Below are 22172 nucleotides of genomic sequence, written 5' to 3'. Positions count from 1 at the left end.
GCGGCCGTCAGACGGCGACGGGCTCGGTCGGCCGCCCGGCCGGCAGTCGCCGGATGTCCCGTACGGCGGCCCGGCCCGCCCGGTTGGCGCCGATGGTGCTGGCCGAGGGTCCGTAGCCGACGAGATGGACCCGCGGATCGGCGACCGCACGCGTGCCCTCGACGCGGATCCCGCCGCCCGGCTCGCGCAGCCGCAGCGGCCGCAGATGGTCGACGGCCGCCCGGAACCCGGTGGCCCACAGGATGACGTCGGCCTCCACCCGCTGACCGTCGTTCCACTCCACCCCGTCCGGGGTGATCCGGTCGAACATGGGCCGGCGGTCGAGAACCCCGTCCGCGATGCCCTGCCGGACCGCGTCGTTCAGCGGCAGTCCGGTGACCGAGACGACACTCTTCGGCGGCAGCCCCTGCCGCACCCGCTCCTCGACGAGCGCGACGGCCGCCCGCCCCACGTCCTCGGTGAAGGGGCCCTCACGGAAGACCGGCGGCCGCCTGGTCACCCATGTGGTGGCAGCCGCGTACGGCGCGATCTCCAGCAGATGCTGCGTACCCGAGGCGCCCCCGCCCACCACTACCACCCGCTGTCCGGCGAACGCCTCGGGATCGGGATACTGCGCCGTGTGCAACTGCCGCCCGCGGAAGCTCTCCTGACCGGGATAGCGCGGCCAGAACGGCCGGTCCCAGGTGCCGGTCGCGTTGATCAGCGCCCGCGTCGACCAGTCGCCGTCCGAGGTCTCGACAAGCAGCCGCCCGTCCACGCCCTCCCGCACGGCATGCACATCGACGGGCCGCCGGACCTGCAGATCGAAGGTGCGTTCGTACGAGGCGAAGTACTCGGTGATCACCTCGGACGAGGGCCGTGCCGGATCGGCGCCGGTCAGCTCCATGCCCGGCAGCGCATGCATGCCGTGCACCTTGCCGTAGGTCAGCGACGGCCACCGGAACTGCCAGGCGCCGCCCGGTCCGGGGGAGTGGTCGAGCACCACGAAGTCACGCCCCGGCTCGAAACCGGTGCGCCGCAGGTGATAGGCGCTGGACAGACCCGCCTGACCAGCGCCCACGACGACTACCTCGACCTCGCGCGTGTTGTTCACGTTTCCACCAACCGCGCGGACATCGTGGATCTTCCCACGGTGACGTGCCGAACAGTGTGACGTGCTCAGCCCTCGGACGCCCGGGCGGGAGTGGTCGAGGCCGGCAGGTTGCCGTTGTAGCGGGTGTCCACGAAGGCGCCGAAGTCGACCTTCTTCGGGATGAGCTTCAAGCCGGTGAAGGTATCGGCGATCTGCTGCTCGGAGGCGATGAGCGGTTTGTCGACGGCGACCGAGATCCGGGTGGCGTTGGTGCGCCGCACCGAGGCCAGCGCCACCTCGTACGGCAGACCGGTGTCCTTCGCCCAGACCTTCGCCCACTCCTCCTGGTGGCCGTAGACCCACGCCGTGGCCCGCCGCAGCCGCTCCAGATAGTCCTTGATGGCGGCGGCCTTCTTCTTGTCCTGCAGCGCACTCGGCGCCGCCACCTGGAAGGTCAGGCCGTTGGTGATGCCGTCGCCGGTGGTGAGCACGCGGCCCTGCTTGCCCTGCAGGATCTGCGAGGTGTACGGGTCCCACACCGCCCACGCGTCCACCTTGCCGGAGGTGAACGCGGCCAGCGCGTCGGCCGGCTGCAGATACTTGACCTTGACGTCGCTCAGGCTCAGCCCGGCCGCCTTGAGGGAGGCGACCAACTGGTAGTTGGCGGAGGACCCCTGTGCCACGGCGACCGACTTGCCCTTGAGGTCCTGGGGCTTCGACAGCTTCGAGTCGTTCGGTACGAGGATGGCGTCGCCCTTGGAGGTGCCGTGGAAGGCGGCCACGACCGTGATCTTCGAGCCCGCGCCGGCGGCGAAGACCGGCGGGGTGTTGCCGACGCCGCCGATGTCGACGGCCTTGGCATTGACGGCCTCCAGCAGCGGCGGCCCGGAGGTGAAGGTGGACCACTTGATCTTGTAGTCGAGGTTCTTGAGCTCCCCGGCGGCCCGCAGGATGGCCGCGGAACCGCCCTTCTGGTCACCGACATTGAGGGTGAGCGACCCCTGGCCGTCGGTGCCGGTCCCCGTGCTCGCGGACGAGTTCCCGCCGCAGGCGGTGAGCAGGAGAGCGAAGGGGAGGAGCAGCGCGGCAGGGGCGAGACGTCGTCGCATCGGGAGGATCCGTTCTGTGTAACTGAGGTGGGGAGGGGCGTTCAGGCGGCTTCGGCGGCGGTGTCGACGCCGAGCCGTTCCAGCAGTCCGGCGCGCAGCTCGGCGAACCGGGGATCGGTGATGTCGCGCGGCCGGTCGAGATCGACCTCCTGCTCGTGCGCGATGACGCCGTCGTCCATCACCAGGACGCGGTCGGCGAGCAGGACGGCCTCCTCGACGTCGTGTGTGACCAGCAGCACCGCGCAGCCCCGGCGCTGCCACAACTCGCCCACCAGGCGCTGCGCCTTGATACGGGTGAGCGCGTCGAGCGCGCCGAACGGCTCGTCGAGCAGCAGCAGATCGGGCTCGCGGACCAACGCCCGGGCGAGGGAGGCGCGTTGGGCCTCGCCGCCGGAGAGGGTCTTGGGCCAGGCGTCGGAGCGGTGGCCGAGGCCGACCTCGTCCAGGGCCTGTTCGGCGACGGCCCGTGCGGGCTTTCCCGGCAGGCCGAGCAGCACGTTGCGCCACACCTTCTTCCACGGCATCAGCCGTGGCGCCTGGAAGGCGACGGCCTTGCGGCGCGGCACCAGGACGGTGCCCTCGATGTCGCGGTCGAGGCCCGCCAGGATGCGCAGCAGGGTGGACTTGCCGCAGCCGCTGCGACCGAGCAGGGCGACGAACTCACCCGGCCGCACGTCGAGTTGGAGGTCTTCGATGACGGCGCGGCCGTCGAAGGAGCGGGTCAGCCCCTCGACCCGTACCGCAGTCTGCGGGGTCACCGGCCGGTGAACGTCGGTCGCCATTGCAGCAGCAGCCTTTCGAGGGAGCGGACGATGAAGTCGGCCAGCAGGCCGAGGAAGGCGTAGACGATCAGGCAGACCACGATCACGTCGGTGCGCAGGAAGTCCCGTGCCTGGACCATCAGGAAGCCGATGCCGGAGTCGGCGTTGACCTGCTCGGCGAAGACCAGTGCCAGCCAGGCGATGCCGAGGGAGTAGCGCAGCCCGGTCAGCGCGCCGGGCAGGGCCCCCGGCAGCACGACATGCCGCACGAGCCCCCAGCGGGAGAGGCCCAGCGACTCCCCTGCCTCGATCAACTGGGCGTCCACGCCGCGGATTCCGGCGTACACGTTGAGGTAGAGCGGGAAGGTCACACCGAGTGTGATGATGGCGACCTTCGGGGCCTCACCGATGCCGAACCAGATGATGAACAGCGGGATCAGACCCACGAACGGCACGGTCCGCAGCATCTGCACCGGCGCGTCCACCAGATCCTCGCCGATCCTGAACAGACCGGAGACCAGGGCGAGTCCGGTTCCGATGACGGTGCCAAGGAGCAGCCCGAACGCCACGCGCTGCAGCGAGGTGCCCATGGCGGAGGCCAGTGAACCGTCATCGATCAGATCCCCGGCGACCTGGGCGATCCGGCCGGGTGAGGCGAGCACGTCCGACGCCAACACGCCGGTGATGCTGAGCAGTTGCCACAGGGCGAGCAACAGGAGGGGGCCTGCGGTGCGGCGCAGCCAGCGCGGGATGCGGGTGCGGCGGGAGGAGACGGGGACGATGGGGGTGAGCTCGAGGGATGCCGAGTCGAGTTCGTCGACATCGGCTTCCTTCGATGCGGATATGGGGGAAATATCAGGTTCAGAGGAGCCGGGCGGGGCATGGCTGATGCTCATGGGTGCTCCATGGGGAGGAGAGCGTCCGGTGAGGGAGGGGGGTTGGCGCCTCAGCGCCGCCACGTCACGCGGAGCGTGCGGGTACGGCGGAGTACAGGCAAAGGGGGAGTGGAAAAAGGAGAGAAGACGTCAGCAGCCGCGGCGACACGCGGCGGAGGCCACCCGCAGCAGGTCGATGTGACCGCGCGTGGTGAGCATGGCTGAACGCAACATGCGGCGAAAGTAGCCAGGTCGTCCGTGCACGGTCAATGGCGTCTCGCGGACTGGACCACCCATATCAACCAGCGAACCGCCGATGATCTGCGAAACCCGGCGTATGGGTCAGGATGGGGGCATGTCAGATGCCTTCACCACCCGAGTCCTGAACATCACCACCGGCTCGACGGAACAGGTCGTCGACCTGACCCGCGACTGCGAGGCCTTCCTGCAGGAGGCGGCCGACGGCCGAGACGGCCTCCTCAACGTCTTCGTCCCCCACGCAACCGCCGGAATTGCCATCCTCGAAACGGGTTCCGGCAGCGACGACGACCTCCTCGCCACCCTCCACACCCTCCTCCCCGCCGACGACCGCTGGCAGCACCGCCACGGCAGCCCCGGACATGGCCGCGACCACGTCCTCCCGGCACTCGTACCCCCGCATGCGACGCTGCCTGTGGTGGGCGGGCGGCTGGAGTTGGGGACTTGGCAGTCGGTGTGTCTGGTGGACACCAACGTCTCCAATGTCAACCGTCAGGTTCGACTGAGCTTCCTGGGCTGAGCATGATCGAACGCCCCTGCGACGGATGCGGGAGGTGGCCCGGGCTGTCTCGGGGCGTCACGGCCGCACGGTGTTCGGAGGACGAAGTACGGTACTGAGCCGCGGATGTTCACAAGCAGGGAACGGGGTCACGGGGGACGTCCGGGGCAGCGGGCCCGCTGGAAGCAGGCCTACGCGCGGCGCGTCAGGCCAGCTCGATCAGCCCGAGCCGGACGGCCTCGCTGACCGCGGCCGCGCGGTTCTCGGCGCCGAGCTTTCGGTAGATGCGGACGAGGTGGGTCTTCACCGTCGCCTCGGCCAGGAAGAGCGCACCGGCGATCGCCCGGTTGCTGTGCCCTTGCGCGAGGAGCCGTACGACCTCGACCTCCCGCTCGCTGAGCGGCGGCCCGGCCGCGCGCCCCAGGACACTGGCGGCGGCCTCCGGGGCCAGCGCCACACCCCCGGCCGCCGCGGCCCGCACCGCGCGGAACGGTTCCTCGGGCGGGCCCGCCTTGAGGACGTACCCGCGCGCCCCCGCCTCCACGGCCCGCAGTACGTCGGCCTGGCTGCCCGTAGCTGGTGAGCACGACGACCCGTACGCGCGCGTCGACGTCGAGGATCCGACGGGTCGCCTCGATGCCCTCGATGCCGTCACCCGCCGCGCCCGGCTCCGTCAGGCGCAGGTCCATGAGCACGACGTCGGGACCGAGCCGCTTAACCAGCCGCACCGCTTCGAGCCCGTCCCCGCTCTCGCCGACCACGTCGAAACCGGGCTCGCCCTCCACCAGGGCGCGCAGACCGGCTCGTACGACGGTGTGGTCGTCGACGATCAGGATCCGCAGCGTGGGCTCGACGGCCTCGCTCATCGGGCGCTCACCGGGATCCGGAGCACCCCGTGCGCCGGGTCCCGCAGCGACGCACGCACACGGGTGCCCCGTCCCGGCGCGCTGTCCACGGCGAGCGAACCGCCCAACGCGACCAGCCGCTCCCGCGCCCCGCCGAGCCCGAAGCCCCGGCAGTCCCCGGCGGACCGGACGGCGCCCGGGTCGAAGCCGGTCCCGTCGTCGTGCACCTCGACGGCCGCCGCCCCCTCCTCGCCGTACACCAGGGTCACCTGCACGTGGTGGGCGCTCGCGTGCTCGCACGCGTTGGCGAGCAGCCCCTGGGTGACCCGCAGCAGGGCGACTGCGTGCTCGGTCGGGAGCGGGCAGGCGTCGTGCTCGGTACGGAAGGAGATGCGGGGCGTGCCGGCCGTGGTGTCCGTGCGGGCGCACAGGTCGCGCAGCGCCGACTCCAGACCGTCCTCGGCGAGCACCGGCGGGGTGAGGTCCTGGATGATGCCGCGGGTCTGCGCGAGATGGTTGCCGAGCGCTTCGGTGACCACCCGCACCTGCCTGCCTGCCTGCCTGCCTGCCTGCCTGCCGGCCGCCTCCGGACGGCGCTCCCAGTCGCGCTCGGCGGCTTGGAGCAGCATCCGGCTGCCGGCGATCTCCTGCGCGAGCGTGTCGTGCAGGTCCCGGGCGATACGCGCCCGCTCCGCCAGCCGCCCGGCCTCACGCTGCTGCCGCGCCACCGCCCCGCGGGTGCCGGCCAGCTCCTGGGTGAGTCCTTGGATTCAACCTTTCGGTTGAACGCTCAGCCCACCACTACCGGGCTGAGAACGGGCGCTGGACCACACCGCCGAGCCGAAACCGCCCTGGCGACGTACTCTCCCACCACCGTGAATGTGCGAAGCTGGTTTTCCGATCACGAGGACGGTGCTTCTCCGTGTCACGGCGTCAGTCGGGCGCACACCCCGTAAGCCCGATCCGTGTCGCGTCCGGTGACGTCCTGCCGTCGGAGCCGTTCCAGCCTGGGAGCGGTGAGTACAGATGAGTCCGAGTTCCGCCGATGCCGCGAACCCCGCGCCGACCGGCGTCGGCAACGGGCCCGCCGTCTCCCGTCGGGAGTTCGACGCACTCTTCGAGGCGGTTCGCACGTGGGGTCGCTGGTCCCCGGCCGACCGCGGCGCCTGGAACCGGGTCACCGCGGACCATGTGCGGCGGGCCGCAGCGTGCGTGCGGACCGGGACGGTCGTCCCGCTGGCGCTGCCGTGGGACACCCGCCCCGGCCCCGGCAACCGCAAGCCTGCCCTGCACCACATGACCGACCTCGGTGACGTGGAGGCGCCGGAACCCTCCACCCACAAGGACTTCATCGCCGCCGACTACCACGGCAAGGGCATCACCCATCTGGACGCGCTGTGCCACATCGCCTATCGGGGGCAGCTCTACGACGGCCGCACGGCACACGAGGTCGTCGATGCCGCAGGCGCCCGCTTCGGCGCGGTGTCGACGCTCGGGTCCCTCGTCACGAGGGGAGTGCTCCTCGACCTGCCCGCCGTCCTCGGGATCCACTGGCTGGAGCCGGGGCGAGCGGTGCACGCGAGGGACATCGTCGTTGTGGAGAGGGCGCTCGATGTGACGATCGGCGATGGCGACGCGGTACTGCTGCGCTCCGGACACGTTCGGCGCCGCGAGGAACTCGGCGCCTGGGACCCCGACACGGCCAGCGCGGGCTTTCATGTGGACGCCCTGCCGCTGCTGGCCGAGCGTGGCATCGCGCTGCTGGGCGGAGACGGCGACAGTGACGTACGGCCCTCCCCGGTGGACGGCGTGCACTCGCCGGTCCACGCCCTGGCTGTGGCCGCGATGGGGGTGCCGCTGCTGGACAACCTCGACCTGGAAGGCTTGTCCGCCGCGACCGCGACGGCGGGGCGCTACGACTTCATGCTCGTCGTGGCGCCGCTGAACGTCCCGGGCGGGACGGGCTCGCCCGTCAACCCGGCCGCGGTCCTGTGACGCCGATCCGGTCCGGTCACCGTGTGGGAGGGGCCTCGTGAACGGTGACTCGCGCCTCCAATGCTCGTATCCTCATCTATATCGGACATTTCAGAAGGGTTGACTGTCGAGGGCGTGAGTGAGGCGGAGCGTGGTTCGGGCTGGCGAAGATCCGATACCGGCGGGGCGTGCGCAAGGCGGCACGGGGCCCGCCCGTTTCCGTGAGCGGTTCCTGCAGGGCGAGCCGGTCGAGACGGGCGTGCGCACGCCGATCCTGAGTTCCTGGCGGCGCTGCCGGACCCTGGGGCTGTCGCCGGACCAGGCCGACCTCCCCTTCCGGGAGGACTTCGAACCGGACGGACGGATCGTCCGCGCGGCCGTTCCGGTGCTCGACCGGCTGCAGGCCATATTCGCCGGCAGCGCGATGAACATCTCCGTCGCCGATGCGAGCGGGACGGTTCTCCTGCGCCGTTTCGGAGAAGCGTCGCTGGTCAGAGTTCTCCCGGCCATCCAGAGTGTCCCCGGGTTCGTGTTCGCCGAGAAGGTCGCAGGTACCAACGGCATCGGTCTCGCCCTGGCCGAGCGCCGACCCATCCGGGTCTACGGCGCCGAGCACTTCGCCGAGCGCTCCCAGGGCAGTGCCTGCCGCGCGCTCCCCGTCCGCGACCCGCTCAGCGGCCGTATCGAGGGCATCCTGTGCTTCGGCTATCCGCGCAGCGCCGAGGACCCGGCGCTGGGCACCGTGATACGCAAGGCGGCCGAGGCCATCGAGCGGCGGCTGCTGGGGCAGAGTTCCTCGCGCGAGCGCGCTCTGCTGCGGGCGTACCTGGACAGCGGAGCCGAGGCCGCCGCAGGTCTTCGACACTGCATGGGGGTGCGGGAACTGGCCGTGGAGATGAGCCCCCGCGACCGGGCGATCCTCATGGAGAAGGCCGCCGAGCTGATCGCCTGCGCGCAGCGGGCCCGTGTCGACGTGCCCCTGTCCGACGGCCGTCGGGTCACGCTCGTGAGCCGGCCGATGACGAGTGCCTGCGGAGTGGAGGGCTTCGCCATCGAGGCCGTTGTCCCGGCTCCCTCACCGTGCGAGCCATTCGCCTTCCCGCATCAGGTCCACGAGCCGCTGGGCCTGTCTGCCGAGCCTGCCGTCGCCACCTTCCTCACGTTCTCCGGGGCTGTTGCCGACGTGGCGCCCGGGCAGCTCCACGTCACCCGGCCGGCGGAGTGTCTTCCCGGCACGGAGCACGGCCCTGTCGCCGTGGGCGTCGAGCGCGTCACGGTCGGCGACGGCACGACGGACGAGCACTCCGACTCCCCGACCCCGGCGAGAGGGCTCATGATGGTGGGGGAGCCGCACGTGGGGACCTACGCCCTGGCCGCGCGCCGCCGTCTGGAATTGTTGTCCGAGGCCGGCGTCCGCATCGGCACCACCCTGGATGTGCGCAGTACCGCGAGGGAGCTCGCCGAGTCGGCGGTGCCGCAACTGGCCGACTTCGTCACCATCGACCTGCCGGAAGCCGTGCTCCGCGGCGAGGAGTCCGCCGATCCCCGCAGTGACCTACGCCGCACGGTGGTCCACGGCATCCATGACGACTGTCCCTTCCACCCGGTCGGCAAGCAGGTCGACTACGGTCCGACGATGCCGCAGTCGCGGTGTCTGACGAGCGGCCAGGCAGTGCTGGAACCGGACCTGAAGGCTGCCGCGGGCTGGTTCGCGCAGGACCCTGAGCACTCCGCACAGCTGCTGAGCCACGTCCACTCCCTCATCGCGGTGCCCCTGGTCGCCCGCGGCACGGTCCTGGGCGTGGCCGGCTTCTACCGTGCGCAGGGCTCGCCACCGTTCGGGGACGACGACAGGTCGCTGGCCCAGGAACTGGCCGCCCGTGCCGCACTGTCCATCGACAACGCCCGGCGCTACACGCGCGAACGCGCCATGGTCCTGGCCCTGCAGCGCAGCCTGCTCCCGCACGGTGTGCCGGATCAGGACGCCGTCGAGGTCGCCCACCGCTACCTGCCCGCCGAATCCGACGTGGGAGGGGACTGGTACGACGTCATACCCCTGTCCGGCAGCCGCATCGGACTCTTCGTCGGCGACGTCGTCGGTCACGGCATGCTCTCCGCCGCCACCATGGGGCGGCTGCGCACGGCCGCCCGCAGTTTCGCGGAACTCGACTTCCCCCCGGACGAGGTCCTCAGCCACCTCGACAAACTCGTGGGACGCCTGGACCGGGAGGACCCCGGCGAGGTGGACGCAGGCATCATCGGCGCGACCTGTCTCTACGCCATCTACGACCCGACCACACAGCAGTGCACCATGGCCCGCGCCGGCCATCCCCCGCCCGCTCTGGTCCGCCCCGACGGCACCGCGTGGTTCCCCGACCTGCCCGCCGGACCGCCGCTCGGCCTCGGCGGTCTGCCGTTCGAAACCGCCGAGTTCGACCTCCCTGAGAACAGCCGGCTGGTCCTCTACACCGACGGGCTCATCGAGGACCGTCACCGCGACGTCGACGTGGTCCTCGACCAGCTGCGCGCCACGCTGGCCCAAGCGAACGGCACGCCCGACGAGACCTGCGAGGCGGTACTCGACACGGTGGCCCCCGCCCACCCCTGCGACGACATCGCCCTGCTCGTCGCCCGCACCCACGCCCTGGACCCCCAGCGGATCGCCACCTGGGACCTGCCCGCGGATCCGGCCCGGGTCAGCGAGGTGCGCGCCTGTGCCACCCGGCAACTGGCCGACTGGGGACTCGACGAGGCCGCGTTCGCCGTTGAACTGGTGCTCAGCGAGCTGGTCACGAACGCCATCCGCCACGGCTCAGGGCCCATCCGGGTACGGCTGCTCCACGACCGCACCCTGATCTGCGAGGTCTCCGACACCAGCAACACCGCCCCGCACCTGCGCCGAGCGGCCAGCACCGACGAGGGCGGCCGCGGCCTGTTCCTCGTCGCGCAGCTGACGCAGAGCTGGGGCACGCGCCACACCCAGCAGGGCAAGGTCATCTGGGCCGAATGCGGGCTTGAGGTGGCCTGAGGCGCCGACCCCGGCGATTCGCTGCTCCGGTGAGGTGACAGAGGGCGGCCATATGTCACAAGATGTGCGATATGTGCCGCTAATGTCGCTGATGCGCATCGGGAAGAACACGACAGGTCCAACCCCGGGGAGGTCCGTGCACGAGGCCCACGACACCTCTGCGCATGCGGTGCCGCCCTTCGGGGCGGAACCTCTGGTCCGTGTCCGCGGACTTGCCAAGCGATTCGGGGGAACCCTCGCGCTCGCGGGGGTCGACCTCGATGTCCACGCCGGCAGCGTCCTCGCCCTCCTCGGTCCCAACGGAGCCGGGAAGTCCACGCTCATCAAGGTGCTCGCCGGTGTCCACCACGCCGACTCGGGGCAGGTCACCGTGGCCGGGCACCCGCTCGGGAGTCACGCCGCTTCCCGGCACATGTCCTTCATCCATCAGGATCTCGGCCTGGTGGAGTGGATGACGGTGGCCGAGAACATCGCTCTGAGCACCGGGTATCCGCGCCGCGCCGGACTGATCTCCTGGCGGCTCACCCGAGAACACTGCACCGAGGCCCTGCGGGTCGTCGCCGGACATCTCGATCCCGACGCGCCGATCTCCTGCCTCGCCCCCGCCGAGCGTTCGCTTGTCGCCGTCGCACGAGCCCTGGCAGCACGGGCGAGAGTCATCGTCCTCGACGAGCCGACCGCCCGCCTGCCCGCCGCGGACTGCACCCGGCTGTTCCGGGTGCTGCACACCCTGCGCGACCGGGGGCACGGCATCCTCTACGTCAGCCATCGCCTGGACGAGGTGTACGAGGTCGCCGACACCTTCGCCGTGCTGCGCGACGGACGCCTGGTCAGCCACGGCTCGCCGGCGAGCCACACTCCTGCCCGCCTGGTGCGCGCCATCACCGGCGAGGAGCCGACCGATCACCGCCCCGCCGCCACCCCGGCCGGCGGCCCGGCCGTCCTGACCCTGGACGGGATGCGCACCCCCGACGCGGGACCGGTCAGTCTGGAGCTCCGGCGGGGGGAAGTCCTCGGCCTGGTCGGCCTGACGGGCGCCGGACACATGGACCTCGCCCGAGCCCTTGCGGGCGCCCGGCCCCTCCTCGGCGGACGGGCCCTTCTCGGCGGTCGCCCGTACCGTCCCCGTACGGTCGCGGACGCCGTCGGACGCGGTGTCGCCCTCGTACCCGGTGACAGACAGCGGGAGGGGTGCCTCGCCGAGCTGACCGTACGGGAGAACCTCCTGGCCAACCCCCGGGCGGGAGGCATGTCGGCGCTGAGCTGGATCAGCCCCCGCCGCGAACGCGCCGAGGCCGGCGCCTTGATCGAACGGTTCTCGGTGCGTCCCGACGACAGCGAGGCCGCCATCGCCACCCTGTCCGGGGGGAACCAGCAGAAGGTCATGATCGGCCGGTGGTTGCGGCCGGCCCTGCGCCTGCTGATCCTCGAGGAACCGACGGCGAGCGTGGACATCGGTGCCAAAGCCGCGATCCACCGCCTGCTCGACGAGGCGCTCGCCGCCGGCCTCGCGGTCCTCCTCATCTCCAGCGACTTCGAGGAGGTCGCGGGCGTGTGCCGGCGCGCCCTGGTCTTCGTCCGCGGATCCGTGACGACCGAGCTGACCGGCCCGGCACTCACGGTCACCGAGCTCACGCGGGCGGCTTCGGCCCTGCCCTCCTCCGGAACCGCGGCGAATCCGTGACCGGCTCCCCCTCTCCGGCTGCGCCCCCGCCACGGCCGCGTCGCCCGGGACCACCGAGGCGACTCGCCCGACTGCACGGCCGTGGCGGGCAACTCATCGGCGCCTACGGCCTCCTGACCCTCACCGCCCTGCTCTTCCTGGTCTTCTCCCTCACCCTGCCGCGTACCTTTCCCACCCGGGACACCGTCGACTCGATCCTGTCCAGCCAGTCGATCCCGGCCGTCCTCGCACTCGCCGCGATGGTCCCCATCGTGACCGGCGCGTTCGACCTCTCCATCGGTTACGGTCTCGGCCTGGCGCACGTCATGGTGATGCAGCTCGTCGTGGGCGACGGGTGGCCCTGGCCGCTCGCCTGCCTCACGGTGGTCGCCGGAGGTGGTGTCGTGGGCGTCCTCAACGGCGTCGTCGTCGAATTCGGGCGGATCGATTCGTTCATCGCCACGCTCGGAACCGGCAGCATGATGTACGCGGTGACCGGATGGGTCACCGGCGGCGGCCGGATCGTCCCCGGCCCGCAAGGCCTCCCGGCCGCCTTCACCGACATCTACGACTCGACGTTCGTCGGCCTGCCGGCTCCGGCCTTCTACGTGCTCGCCCTCACGGCCGCCCTCTGGGTGGTTCTGGAGCGGCTGCCGCTCGGCAGATACCTGCACGTCGTCGGGTCGAACCCGCGCGCCGCCGACCTGCTCGGCATCCCGACCCGCAAGTACACCGTCTACGCCTTCGCCGCGTCGGGACTGATCGTCGGCTTCGACGGAGTGCTGCTCGCGGCCCAGCAGCAGATCGGCAATCCCAGCGTCGGCCTCGACTACCTGCTGCCCGCGTTCGTCGGGGCCCTCCTCGGCTCCACCGCCATCAAGCCGGGGCGCCCCAACGCCCTGGGCACCCTCGTCGCCGTCGCCGTCCTCGCCGTCGGCCTCACCGGCATCGCCCAGATGGGCGGCGATTTCTGGACGGTCCCGTTGTTCTACGGCGGCACCCTGCTCCTCGCCGTCGGACTGGCCGGCTACTCCGCTCGTCGCCGACTGCGCACCGGTGCGGTCGTCGCCCGCGATTCGCCCGCCGTGGCACAGGACGACGGCACGCCGGCCAGCCCTCCATGACCCACGCCGCGGGCACCGCCGAAGTGCCCGGGCGGCATCCTCCGCAAGGAGCTTCCGTGCACCGCAACCGCAACCGCAACACTCCCACCGTCCGCAACGCGCGGTCCACTGTCACCGCCCTGGTGGTCGCGGTGTTCGTGCTGGCCGGCTGTGAACGCGGCTCGTCGAGCGGACCGGCGCACTCGACCTCGGGTCCGAGCGGCTGCCCCGCGGCCCAGACCAGGGCCCGGGCCGCCGTCAGCCGGGCGGAGCGGACCGACATCCCCTGGAACGGACCGACCAGCGGTCCCACCGCGGTGGCCGGCAAGACCATCGTCTACGTCGCCCAGACCATGACCAATCCCGGAGTCGCGGGCGCCGCGGACAGCGTGCGGAAAGCCGCGCGCGTCATCGGCTGGCACGTCCGGGTGATCGACGGTGGCGGCACCCCCGCCGGCATCCAGGCGGCGATGAGCGAGGCCGTGGACGTCGGACCCTCGGGCATCGTCATCGGGGGCTTCGACCCGGGCTCGACCTCGCAGCAGGTGGCGCGTGCGAACGCGGCAGGCATCCCGCTCATCGGCTGGCACGCGGTCGCTTCCCCCGGTCCCAGCCGGCGCCCCAGGCTCTTCACCAACGTCACCACCAGAGTCGAGGACGTGGCCAGAGCCAGTGCGCAATGGGTCATCTCGAGCTCCGACGGCACAGCCGGGGCCGTGGTCTTCACCGATGCCTCGATCCCCTTCGCCAAGTACAAGTCCGACCTGATCAGGAAGGAGCTGGCCACCTGTGCGGGGGTAAAGCTGCTGGCGTACGAGAACATCCCGATCCCGGATGCGGGCAGCCGCACGCCCCGGGAGATCTCCTCACTGCTTTCCCGCTTCCAGGAGAGATGGACCCACTCCGTCGCCGTCAACGACCTGTACTTCGCCGATGCCGCCCCGGCGTTCCGCGCGGCCGGCAAGAAAGGTTCCGGCCCGCCCTTCAACATCGGCGCCGGCGACGGCGACCCCTCCGCCTTCCAGCGCATCAACAGCAAGCAGTACCAGGCGGCCACCGTGCCGGAGCCGCTGTCCCTGCAGGGCTGGCAGATCGTCGACGAGTTCAATCGCGCCTTCTCGGGCCGGCCGGCCAGCGGGTACGTGGCCCCCGTCCACATCAGTACGGCCGACAACAGCCACGGCGTCACGACCTGGGATCCGGCGGGATACCGGGAGGCGTACCGGAAGATCTGGGGCACGTGACAGTGGCGGCAGGGACCGGTCAACGTGGTGGGGCGCACTCGGTCAGCAGGAGCGCGATGTCGTCCGCCCTGTCGGGGGAAGCGTGGCAGGCATCCAGCAGCAGCCCGTCGGCCGGATCGTCCAGGCGGCCCCCGCCCAGCCGGGCCGGCGACCCCGGAGTCGCTCGACGTCGGAGTCGATGTCCGAGTCGCGCCTCTCGATCAACCCGTCCGTGTAGAGGGCCAGGACCGACCCGGGAGCGAGACGCAGCTCCGACTCCGGAAAGCGTGCCGTCGCGTCGATGCCGAGCAGGGGGCCGCCGGGCACATCCAGGATCTTGGTGTGCCCGTCGGGCAGGCGCAGCAGGGCGGAAGATGGCCCGCGCGGACGATGCGCACGATCCCCGAGCGGGGATGGAACTGGGCGTGGCAGCAGCTGGCGAGGAGCACCGGGTCGAGGTCCATGAGGAGCCGGTTGGTGCCGGCGGCGACGAATGCCCGCATGGCGCTGCGCAGTTGGCCCATGGCGGCCGCGGCGAGGACGTCGTGCCCCTCGACGTCGCCGACGATCAGTGCGACTTCGTCGCCGGTGGGGATGACGTCGCGGCAGCAGCGCGTCCTGCACGACATCTCCCCTCAGGCGTCGACGACGAGGTTCTCCTGAGGCGTGGCGCAGCAGAGCAGGATCTTGTTCTGGGCGATCTCGCGCGGCCGGATGCCTCCGTTGTGCCGCATGTCGACGGACCCGGCCAGCAGTGTGGTCTTGCAGGTGCCGCACATTCCCCGGGCGCAGGAGGCGGGCAGGCTCAGGCCGGCCCGGGAGGCGGCTTGCAGGAGGGATGTGTCCGCATCGCAGGTGAGTGTGCGTCGGCTGCGGGTGAACTCGACGGTGAAGACGCGCCCTTCGGTGGCTTCCACGGTGTCGGTCATGGATGCGGGGGACGGTGGCGCTTCGAAGGTGAAGCTCTCCTCGTGGCAGTGATCCCTCCCCACCCCGGCCGTCGAGAGCATGTCGCGTACCGCGGCCATGTAACCGGCGGGGCCGCAGGTGAAGATCTCCCGCTGACGGAAGTCGGGAGCGATCTGCCGCAGCATCTCGAAGGTCAGCCGGCCGCGGTGGCCGCCCCAGGGCTCGGCCGGACCGTCCGCCGCGCAGACGTGCACCACCCGGATGCCGGGCGCGGTGGCGGCGATGAGGTCGAGTTCGCGGCGGAAGAGGATGTCGGCGGGGGTGCGGGCACTGTGCACGAACACCACGTCGGCCGGGTGCGCGAGGTCGTACAGCGTCCTCGTCATGGCCATCGCCGGGGTCGCGCCGCTGCCGCCGGACAGGAAGAGGTACTTCGGCGCGGGGTGCCGGATGAAGGAGAAGTCCCCGAGGGGGCCGCGCGCCCGCACCGTGCGGCCGGGGCGCAGCCGGTCGTGCAGCCAGTTGGAGACCAGCCCGCCCGGGACCCTCTTCACGGTGATCGCGACCGAGTGGGGACGGGTCGGTGGCGAGGAGATCGTGTAGCACCGCTCGACGGACCGGCCGTCGATGTCGACGCCGAGGGTGACGAACTGGCCGGGGTCGTGCCGGAAGAGGCGGGGCTCGGGAGCCTGGAAGACGAAGGTCCTGACGTCCGGGGTCAGGGAGTGGATCTGCCTGCAGACGAGGAGTCCGTCGGTGTCCTCGTCGTCCCAGGCGCGGGTTCCGGCCCAGGCCGGGAGCGTGTCGGTCATGGTGCCAGGTGCGCCTTCAGCCGGGTCGCGTACCAGTTGACGAATGCCTCGACCTGGTACTCGGTCGGGCCGTAGGGGCCGGGCAGATAGGCGGGACTGGCGATGCCCTGCTGGGCGCGCGCGACCAGGAGCGCGTCCTGGTCGTTGGTGGCCGTCCACACCCGGGTCAGGCCGTCGAGGTCGTAGTCGACCCCCTCGACCGCGTCCGGGTGCACCAGCCAGGTGGTGCGGACCAGGGTGCGGTCCGGTGCGAGCGGGATCACGGAGAAGGTGATCGCGTGGTCGGAGAGGAAGTGGAACCAGGCGTTGGGCTGCATGTGGAGGGAGAGGCGGCCCAGGCGGGGCGTGGGGAAGTCGTTCAGGAGCCGCTTGCAGGCGGCCGTGCCGTCCTCGGTGAAGGACTCGCCCGCGCCGTCCAGCGGTTCGCGCTGGATGCGGAAGCCGGTGGTGCGGGTGTCCAGTTCCTCGATCGCCTCGTACGGCAGGCCCAGCGACTCGTACGTCGTGCGGGACTCGGCGTCGGCCTGCAGATAGCGGTCGTACGCCGGGCGCAGCACCGGTGGCACGTCCTGTTCGGCGTAGCCGTAGACGGGGAAGAGGGAGCACTGGAGCTCCGGATGGCCGCCGCAGTGGTAGCACTCCCGGTTGTTCTCCATGGTGAGCTTCCAGTTGCCGTTCTCCACCAGGTCGATCTGCGTGGCCACCTTCGCCCGGCGCAGGTCGTGCGGCGCGATGTACGGCTCGATGCGGGCGGCCACCTCGTCGAAGTCGGCGGGTGGTCGCTCGGTGAGGCAGATGAACACCAGGCCGGCGAGGGTGCGGGCGTGGACGGTCCGCAGTCCGAAGCAGGAGGGGTCGAACTCGGCCGGCTGCGACTCCGCGTGCAGCAGGCGGCCGTCCACGCCGTAGGTCCAACGGTGGTAGCCGCAGACGATGTTGCCCACCGAGCCGCGCTCGTCGTTGAGTATGCGGGCGCCGCGGTGGCGGCAGACGTTGTGGAAGGCACGTACCTCTTCGTCGTCGTCGCGAAGCAGGATCACCGAGTACGGACCGAGGGTGACGGTCACGTAGTCGCCGGGTTCGGGGAGTTCGGCCTCGGCGGCGACGAACAGCCAACTCCGGGCGAAGACCGCCTCGATGTCGAGGTCGAAGACTTCCCGGCCGGTGTAGAAGGGGGCTTCGAGACTCCGGCCGGCGGCGCGGCGGGCCACGAGAGCCGACACGTCCGGGGCGGGGGCGAGTGTGCTCATGGGTGTCTCCAACAAGGGTTCAGGCCGGCAGGCACAGCCGCAGGGCGTCGTACACGGCGGCATGGATGTTGCGGCCGGCGACCGCGTCGCCGATGCGGAACAGCTGGTAGCGGCCGGTGTCGTTGCGGATCACCGTCTGCTCCTGGTGGGCGAGCAGGGCGCGGTGGTCCACCTCGCCGAAGTTGCTGGACCCGGGCAGCAGTTCGCGGTACAGCTCGTCGGTGGGCAGGGTTCCGTGCTCCACGATCACCTGGTCGAAGGTCAGTTCGGTGTCGGCGTCGGTGTATTCGCTGTGGAGGGTCGCGATCAGGCGGCGGCCGTCCGGGGCGCGGCACACGGCCCGCAGCCGCCGGGCGAGGGTGGTGGTCACGTCGTGTTCCGCGAAGACCCTGAGGTAGGCGGGGGAGTTCATGCTGCCGACGTCGGGGGCAAGGGTGCGTTCCGGCGTCACATAGTGCAGGCGGGCGCCGGACGGGGCGAGCACTTCCACGGCGTCCAACGCGGGGTAGCCGCCATGGTCGTCGTAGACCAGGACCTCGCCCCGTGGGCGCAGTGAGCCGGTCAGCACGTCCCAGGTGTCGGCCACCAGGTCCTCGCCCGCGTCCAGGAAGGTGCGGTTGGGCATGCCGCCGGTGGCGATGATCACCAGGTCGGGGTGTTCGGCGAGTACGTCGTCCGCCTCGGCGTAGCGGCCGAAGCGGAGGTCGACGCCGTGGTGCTTGCACTCGGCCACGCGCCAGTCGACGATGCCGAGCAGATCGCGGCGGCGCGGGTTGGAGGCGGCGAGTCGGATCTGGCCACCGGGGAGGTCGGCGGCCTCGAACAGCACCACGTCATGGCCGCGTTCGCCCAGAACACGGGCGGCTTCCAGACCGGCCGGACCGGCGCCGACGACAACTGCCCTCCTGCGACGGCCGGTTGTCACCTGGACCGTGTGGGAAAGCGTCAACTCCCGGCCGGTCGCCGGGTTGTGGACGCACTTGGTGTCACCCGAGTCATAGATCGCGTCCAGGCAGTAACTCGCCCCGACGCAGGGCCGGATGCGGTCCTCGCGGCCGGCGGCGACCTTGGCGACCAGATGGGGGTCGGCGATCTGGGCGCGGGTCATACCGACCAGGTCGAGCAGTCCCTCGCGCAGGGCGTACCGCGCGGTGGCCACATCGGCGATCCGGGCCGCGTGCATCACCGGCACCCGCAGCCGGCGCCGGACCTCGCCGGTGAACTCCAGGAAGGGGCCCAGCGGAGTGCCGATCGGCGGGATCGCGCGCACCAGGGAGGCGTCGCTCTCGATGGAGCCGCGGATGGTGCTGACGAAGTCGATGCCGTCGTCGGTGAAACGCTCCGCCGCCACCAGGGCGTCGTCGAAGTTCAGCCCACCGGGGCGGCCCTCGTCGAGCATCAGCCGGATCCCGACCACGAAGTCCGGGCCGACCGCCTCCCGCACCGCCCGGATCACCCGGCGCGGGAACGCCATACGGTGCTCCAGGTGGCCGCCGAGCTCGTCGTCGCGGCGGTTGGTCGTGGGGGAGAGGAAGCTGTCCAGGAAGTGGCCGTAGGCCTCGAGTTCGATGCCGTCGAGGCCGGCCTCGCGGCAGCGCAGCGCGGCGGACACGTAGTCGGCCGTTACGCGGTCGAGGTCCCACGGCTCGGCGGCTTTGGGGAAGGCCCGGTGCGCCGGTTCGCGCAGGGGCGAGGCGGACAGCACCGGCAGCCAGTCTCCGGCGTAGTTGCTGGTACGGCGGCCGAGATGGGTGACCTGACACATCACCGCCGCCCCGGCCTCGTGCACCTCGTCGGCGAGGCGGCGCAGCCACGGCACGATGTCGTCCCGGTACAGCAGCAGGTTGCCGAAGGCGGGCGGGCTGTCCGGCGAGACCACGGCGGAACCGCCGATCATGGTCAGGCCGACACCGCCGCGCGCCTTCTCGACGTGGTAGGCGCGGTAGCGGTCCTTGGGCAGGCCGTCCTCGCCGAAGGCCGGTTCGTGGGAGGTGCTGACCACCCTGTTGCGCAGGGTGAGGTGTTTGAGCCGGAAGGGCTGGAGCAGAGGGTCGAGGCTCTGGGAACTCCGGTAAGGCACGACCACTCCTCGGGAAGTGGGAGGCCGGCCGCTGCGTCGGGGCGTCGATGGCCGCACAGCGAGCGCGGTTGTCTCGCATTGCGAAACAGATACGCGATGCGAGACAAATGGTGGGGGCGCCTGCCCGTGGCCGTCAAGGGGCGGCCGGGATGCGTTCCGCCGGGGTCAGGGCCGCGGGCGGTGGCCCTGACGCAGGGAGATCCGCTCGCCCGCCTGCCTGACCTGCTCCGCGAGGGAGGGCACGGTGTCGTCGTCGACGCGGAACGTGGGGCCGGAGACGGTGACGGCGGCGACGACCCGGCCGTCCGGGGAGCGGATCGGTGCCGCGATGGCGGCCAGTCCGATCTCGTGCTCCTGCGAGGTGGTGGCGTATCCGCGTTCGTGCACCGTGCGCAGCTCGGCCTTGAGGTGCGCCGGTTCGGTGATCGTGTGCGGGGTGTACTGGGCGAGCCCGCGCCCCAGCACCTCGTCGGCCTGCTGCTCGGGCATGTGTGCGAGGAAGACCTTTCCGGCCGCGGTGGCGTGCAGCGGGCTGCGCTTGCCGACCCAGTCCACGCTGGAGATGGTCGCGCCGCCCATCTCCTGGTCGATGGTGATCACTTCGAGCCCGTCGTGGATCGCGAGGTTCACCGTCTCGCCCACCCTGGCCGCCAGCTCGCGGCAGACGGCGCGGCCGAGCAGGGAGAGGTCGCTCTGCCGTCCGGCGCCGGCGGCCAGTTCGACCATGCCGAAACCGAGGCGGTAGCGCCCCCGCTCGGTGTCCTGCTCGACCAGTCCGCGCGACTCCAGTGTGGCGAGCAGCCGGAAGACCGTCGCCTTGTGCAGGCCCAGCGCCTCGGCGATCTCGGTGACGCCGGACGGGCCGCCCCGGGACAGCGACTGCAGGATCGACACCGCACGGTCCACGGACTGCACTGAGGTGTCGCGGGGCCTTCCGGTGCTGGTCATGGCGGAAAGGATAGTCAGCGCGCATGACCCGTCCCGGCCTCCGTCGTCGCCCCTGCCGCGGTTACGGGTCCGTTTCCGCGGTTAATTCTCCGCACCCGAGGGTTGGCGGGAAACCGTCGGCTGGCTATCGTTCACGCACTCCACTCAATCGTTCCGCTGAACGAATAGCGAGAAGGACGGTCGGCCCATGCCCGACACCCACCACGCGGGACGGCGGTCGTTCCTGGCCGCCGGCGCCGCCTGTCTCGGTGCGTCCTGGCTGCTGTCCGGGTGCTCCGGCGCGGCCGCCGGCACGGTGCTGCCCGCCGCGGCGCCGAAAGGCACCCCGGACCGCGGCGGCACCCTCCGGATCGCCCGGCCGCCCGCGTCCGACGCCGAGACCCTCGACCCGGCGAGCTCCCTGTCCGCGTACGAATACCTGGGCGCCCTCTACAACCGCCTCGTCCGCGTCGGTGCGGACGGCCGACTGGCCCCCGACCTGGCCGAGTCCTGGGAGAGCGACGCCAAGGCCCGCACCTGGACCTTCCGGCTCCGCAGGGGCGTCACCTTCCACGACGGCCGCGCGTTCACTTCGGCCGACGCCGCTTACACCCTGCGCCACATCATCGACAAGGCGACCGCCTCCCCGCAGGCCGCCGTCCTCGCCCCGCTCGTCGACCCCAAGACGCTGCGCACCCCCGACGCCCACACCCTCGTCGTCCCGCTGAAGTCCCCGAACGCCGAGTTCCCCAGTCTCCTCACGCACTACAACTGCTACGTCGTCCCCGACGGCAGCGCGAAGTCCATCGGCCGCACCGGCATCGGCACCGGCCCCTTCAAGCTGGAGTCGTTCGCGCCCGCGGGCCCCGGCCGCGTCATCGCCCACGCCGGCCACTGGGCCGGGCGGCCCGTCCTCGACGCGATCTCCTTCTACTCCGTGGCCGACATGTCCGCCCGCGCCAACGCCCTGCTCGCGGGCCAGGTCGACCTGCTGTCGCAGACCAACCTCGACTTCGCGACGGCCCGCGTGGTCGCCGCCTCCGACCGCGCGACCGTCGCCCGGGTGAAGAACGCCCAGTGGTACGTGCTGCCGATGCTCACCAGCGACAAGCCCTTCACCGACGTACGAGTACGGCAGGCGATGAAGCTCGCCTACGACCCCGAGCACGTGGTGAAGGTGGCCCTCCAGGGTGCCGGCAGCGCGGGCTGGGACAACCCGGTCCCGCCGGACGACCCACTGCACATCTCCGCGCACCCGACGCACGACCCGGACAAGGCGAAGCACCTGCTGAAGCAGGCGGGCCAGGCGGGGCTGGCCGTCGACCTCTACACCTCCGCCTACGACCCGCTGCTCACCCCCATGGCCCTCGCCTACCAGGAGTCCGCCAAGCGGGCCGGCATCCGCATCCGGGTCAAGACGGCCGCCGCGGACTCGTACTACACACAGATCTGGATGAAGAAGCCGCTGATGGCGACCTACTGGTACACGGGCAGGCCCGTCGACCAGCTCTTCACCCAGATCTTCCGCAGCGGCTCCTCCTACAACGAGACCGCCTGGTCCGACAAGGAATTCGATGCGGTCCTCGACCGCGCCCGCGCCGAGACCGACGACGCGTTGCGCCGTGAACTCTACGGCGAGGCACAGAAGTTGGTGATCGAGAAGGGCGGGGCGATGACGCCGATGTTCGCCGACCGGCTCGTCGGGATCTCCCGCAAGGTGCGCGGATACGCCGAGCACGGCTTCGAGTTCGACTACCTCGGCATCGGCCTGAAGGGGGCCTGAA

The 22172-nt window shown here is 71.3% G+C and carries 17 protein-coding genes and 2 pseudogenes; 7 read left to right on the top strand and 12 right to left on the bottom strand.

All coding sequences use genetic code 11. The features are described from left to right. Positions 1 to 7: 7 nt before the first annotated feature. The 5 genes from AB0N07_RS07900 to AB0N07_RS07880 form a co-directional block, all read right to left on the bottom strand. The gene (locus AB0N07_RS07900; protein ID WP_365833224.1) at positions 8 to 1093 is read right to left on the bottom strand and encodes an NAD(P)-binding domain-containing protein; all 1086 of its coding nucleotides are present in this window, start codon (positions 1091 to 1093) and stop codon (positions 8 to 10) included. A 65-nt stretch (positions 1094 to 1158) separates the two neighbouring features. Continuing rightward, the gene (locus AB0N07_RS07895) at positions 1159 to 2181 is read right to left on the bottom strand and encodes an ABC transporter substrate-binding protein (protein ID WP_365833222.1); all 1023 of its coding nucleotides are present in this window, start codon (positions 2179 to 2181) and stop codon (positions 1159 to 1161) included. A gap of 41 nt (positions 2182 to 2222) precedes the next feature. Then, positions 2223 to 2963 carry an ABC transporter ATP-binding protein gene (locus AB0N07_RS07890; protein WP_365833220.1) on the bottom strand — a complete coding sequence of 247 codons (741 nt, stop codon included), beginning with the start codon at positions 2961 to 2963 and terminating at the stop codon, positions 2223 to 2225. Further along, entirely contained in the window at positions 2936 to 3838 is a 903-nt protein-coding gene (locus AB0N07_RS07885) for an ABC transporter permease (RefSeq protein ID WP_365833218.1), read from the bottom strand. Before AB0N07_RS07885 ends, AB0N07_RS07890 begins: the two co-directional genes overlap by 28 nt. Before the next feature lie 129 nt (positions 3839 to 3967). Next, positions 3968 to 4036: a putative leader peptide gene (locus AB0N07_RS07880; protein ID WP_351286961.1), complete on the bottom strand. Its 69-nt coding sequence runs from the start codon at positions 4034 to 4036 to the stop codon at positions 3968 to 3970. Positions 4037 to 4172: 136 nt separating this feature from the next. On the opposite strand from AB0N07_RS07880, the gene AB0N07_RS07875 reads away from it, so the two are divergent. Beyond that, positions 4173 to 4595: a secondary thiamine-phosphate synthase enzyme YjbQ gene (locus AB0N07_RS07875; protein WP_365833216.1), complete on the top strand. Its 423-nt coding sequence runs from the start codon at positions 4173 to 4175 to the stop codon at positions 4593 to 4595. 184 nt (positions 4596 to 4779) lie between these two features. On the opposite strand, the pseudogene AB0N07_RS07870 reads toward AB0N07_RS07875, so the two are convergent. Next, a pseudogene (locus AB0N07_RS07870) lies at positions 4780 to 5440 on the bottom strand (response regulator transcription factor). Continuing rightward, positions 5437 to 6147 (bottom strand): sensor histidine kinase, encoded by a 711-nt coding sequence (locus AB0N07_RS07865; RefSeq protein WP_365833214.1) that lies wholly within the window; start codon positions 6145 to 6147, stop codon positions 5437 to 5439. Before AB0N07_RS07865 ends, AB0N07_RS07870 begins: the two are co-directional and overlap by 4 nt. A gap of 298 nt (positions 6148 to 6445) precedes the next feature. Between AB0N07_RS07865 and AB0N07_RS07860 the strand changes: the two genes are divergently transcribed. From AB0N07_RS07860 to AB0N07_RS07840, 5 genes are all read left to right on the top strand, one after another. Continuing rightward, positions 6446 to 7414 (top strand): cyclase family protein, encoded by a 969-nt coding sequence (locus AB0N07_RS07860; protein ID WP_365833212.1) that lies wholly within the window; start codon positions 6446 to 6448, stop codon positions 7412 to 7414. Positions 7415 to 7544: 130 nt separating this feature from the next. Next, complete coding sequence (locus AB0N07_RS07855; protein ID WP_365833209.1) at positions 7545 to 10421, top strand: SpoIIE family protein phosphatase; 2877 nt, start codon at positions 7545 to 7547, stop codon at positions 10419 to 10421. A 136-nt stretch (positions 10422 to 10557) separates the two neighbouring features. After that, positions 10558 to 12105, top strand: a complete 1548-nt coding sequence (locus AB0N07_RS07850; RefSeq protein WP_365833207.1) for a sugar ABC transporter ATP-binding protein — start codon at positions 10558 to 10560, stop codon at positions 12103 to 12105. Continuing rightward, positions 12102 to 13208 carry an ABC transporter permease gene (locus AB0N07_RS07845; RefSeq protein WP_365833205.1) on the top strand — a complete coding sequence of 369 codons (1107 nt, stop codon included), beginning with the start codon at positions 12102 to 12104 and terminating at the stop codon, positions 13206 to 13208. Before AB0N07_RS07850 ends, AB0N07_RS07845 begins: the two co-directional genes overlap by 4 nt. Before the next feature lie 122 nt (positions 13209 to 13330). Further along, entirely contained in the window at positions 13331 to 14431 is a 1101-nt protein-coding gene (locus AB0N07_RS07840) for a substrate-binding domain-containing protein (protein ID WP_365833246.1), read from the top strand. A 42-nt stretch (positions 14432 to 14473) separates the two neighbouring features. Here the strand turns inward: AB0N07_RS07840 and AB0N07_RS07835 are convergent. The 5 genes and pseudogenes from AB0N07_RS07835 to AB0N07_RS07815 form a co-directional block, all read right to left on the bottom strand. Then, positions 14474 to 15039, bottom strand: a pseudogene (locus tag AB0N07_RS07835) (PP2C family protein-serine/threonine phosphatase). A gap of 6 nt (positions 15040 to 15045) precedes the next feature. Continuing rightward, positions 15046 to 16131, bottom strand: coding sequence for a hybrid-cluster NAD(P)-dependent oxidoreductase (locus AB0N07_RS07830; RefSeq protein ID WP_365833203.1), 1086 nt, complete (start codon positions 16129 to 16131; stop codon positions 15046 to 15048). Next, positions 16128 to 17381, bottom strand: coding sequence for an aromatic ring-hydroxylating dioxygenase subunit alpha (locus AB0N07_RS07825; protein WP_365833201.1), 1254 nt, complete (start codon positions 17379 to 17381; stop codon positions 16128 to 16130). The genes AB0N07_RS07830 and AB0N07_RS07825 overlap by 4 nt, the downstream gene beginning before the upstream one ends. A gap of 19 nt (positions 17382 to 17400) precedes the next feature. Then, positions 17401 to 19461: an NADH:flavin oxidoreductase gene (locus AB0N07_RS07820; protein WP_365833199.1), complete on the bottom strand. Its 2061-nt coding sequence runs from the start codon at positions 19459 to 19461 to the stop codon at positions 17401 to 17403. Positions 19462 to 19626: 165 nt separating this feature from the next. After that, entirely contained in the window at positions 19627 to 20409 is a 783-nt protein-coding gene (locus AB0N07_RS07815; RefSeq protein WP_365833197.1) for an IclR family transcriptional regulator, read from the bottom strand. A 187-nt stretch (positions 20410 to 20596) separates the two neighbouring features. Between AB0N07_RS07815 and AB0N07_RS07810 the strand changes: the two genes are divergently transcribed. Continuing rightward, positions 20597 to 22171, top strand: a complete 1575-nt coding sequence (locus AB0N07_RS07810) for an ABC transporter substrate-binding protein (protein WP_365833195.1) — start codon at positions 20597 to 20599, stop codon at positions 22169 to 22171. The last annotated feature ends 1 nt before the right edge of the window (position 22172 follow it).

Origin of the sequence: Streptomyces sp. NPDC051172 (assembly GCF_040682555.1) — a bacterium.
Taxonomy (GTDB): Bacteria; Actinomycetota; Actinomycetes; order Streptomycetales; family Streptomycetaceae; genus Streptomyces.
Note: the sequence above shows the minus strand (reverse complement) of the source record. Positions and strands in the feature narration are given on the sequence as shown.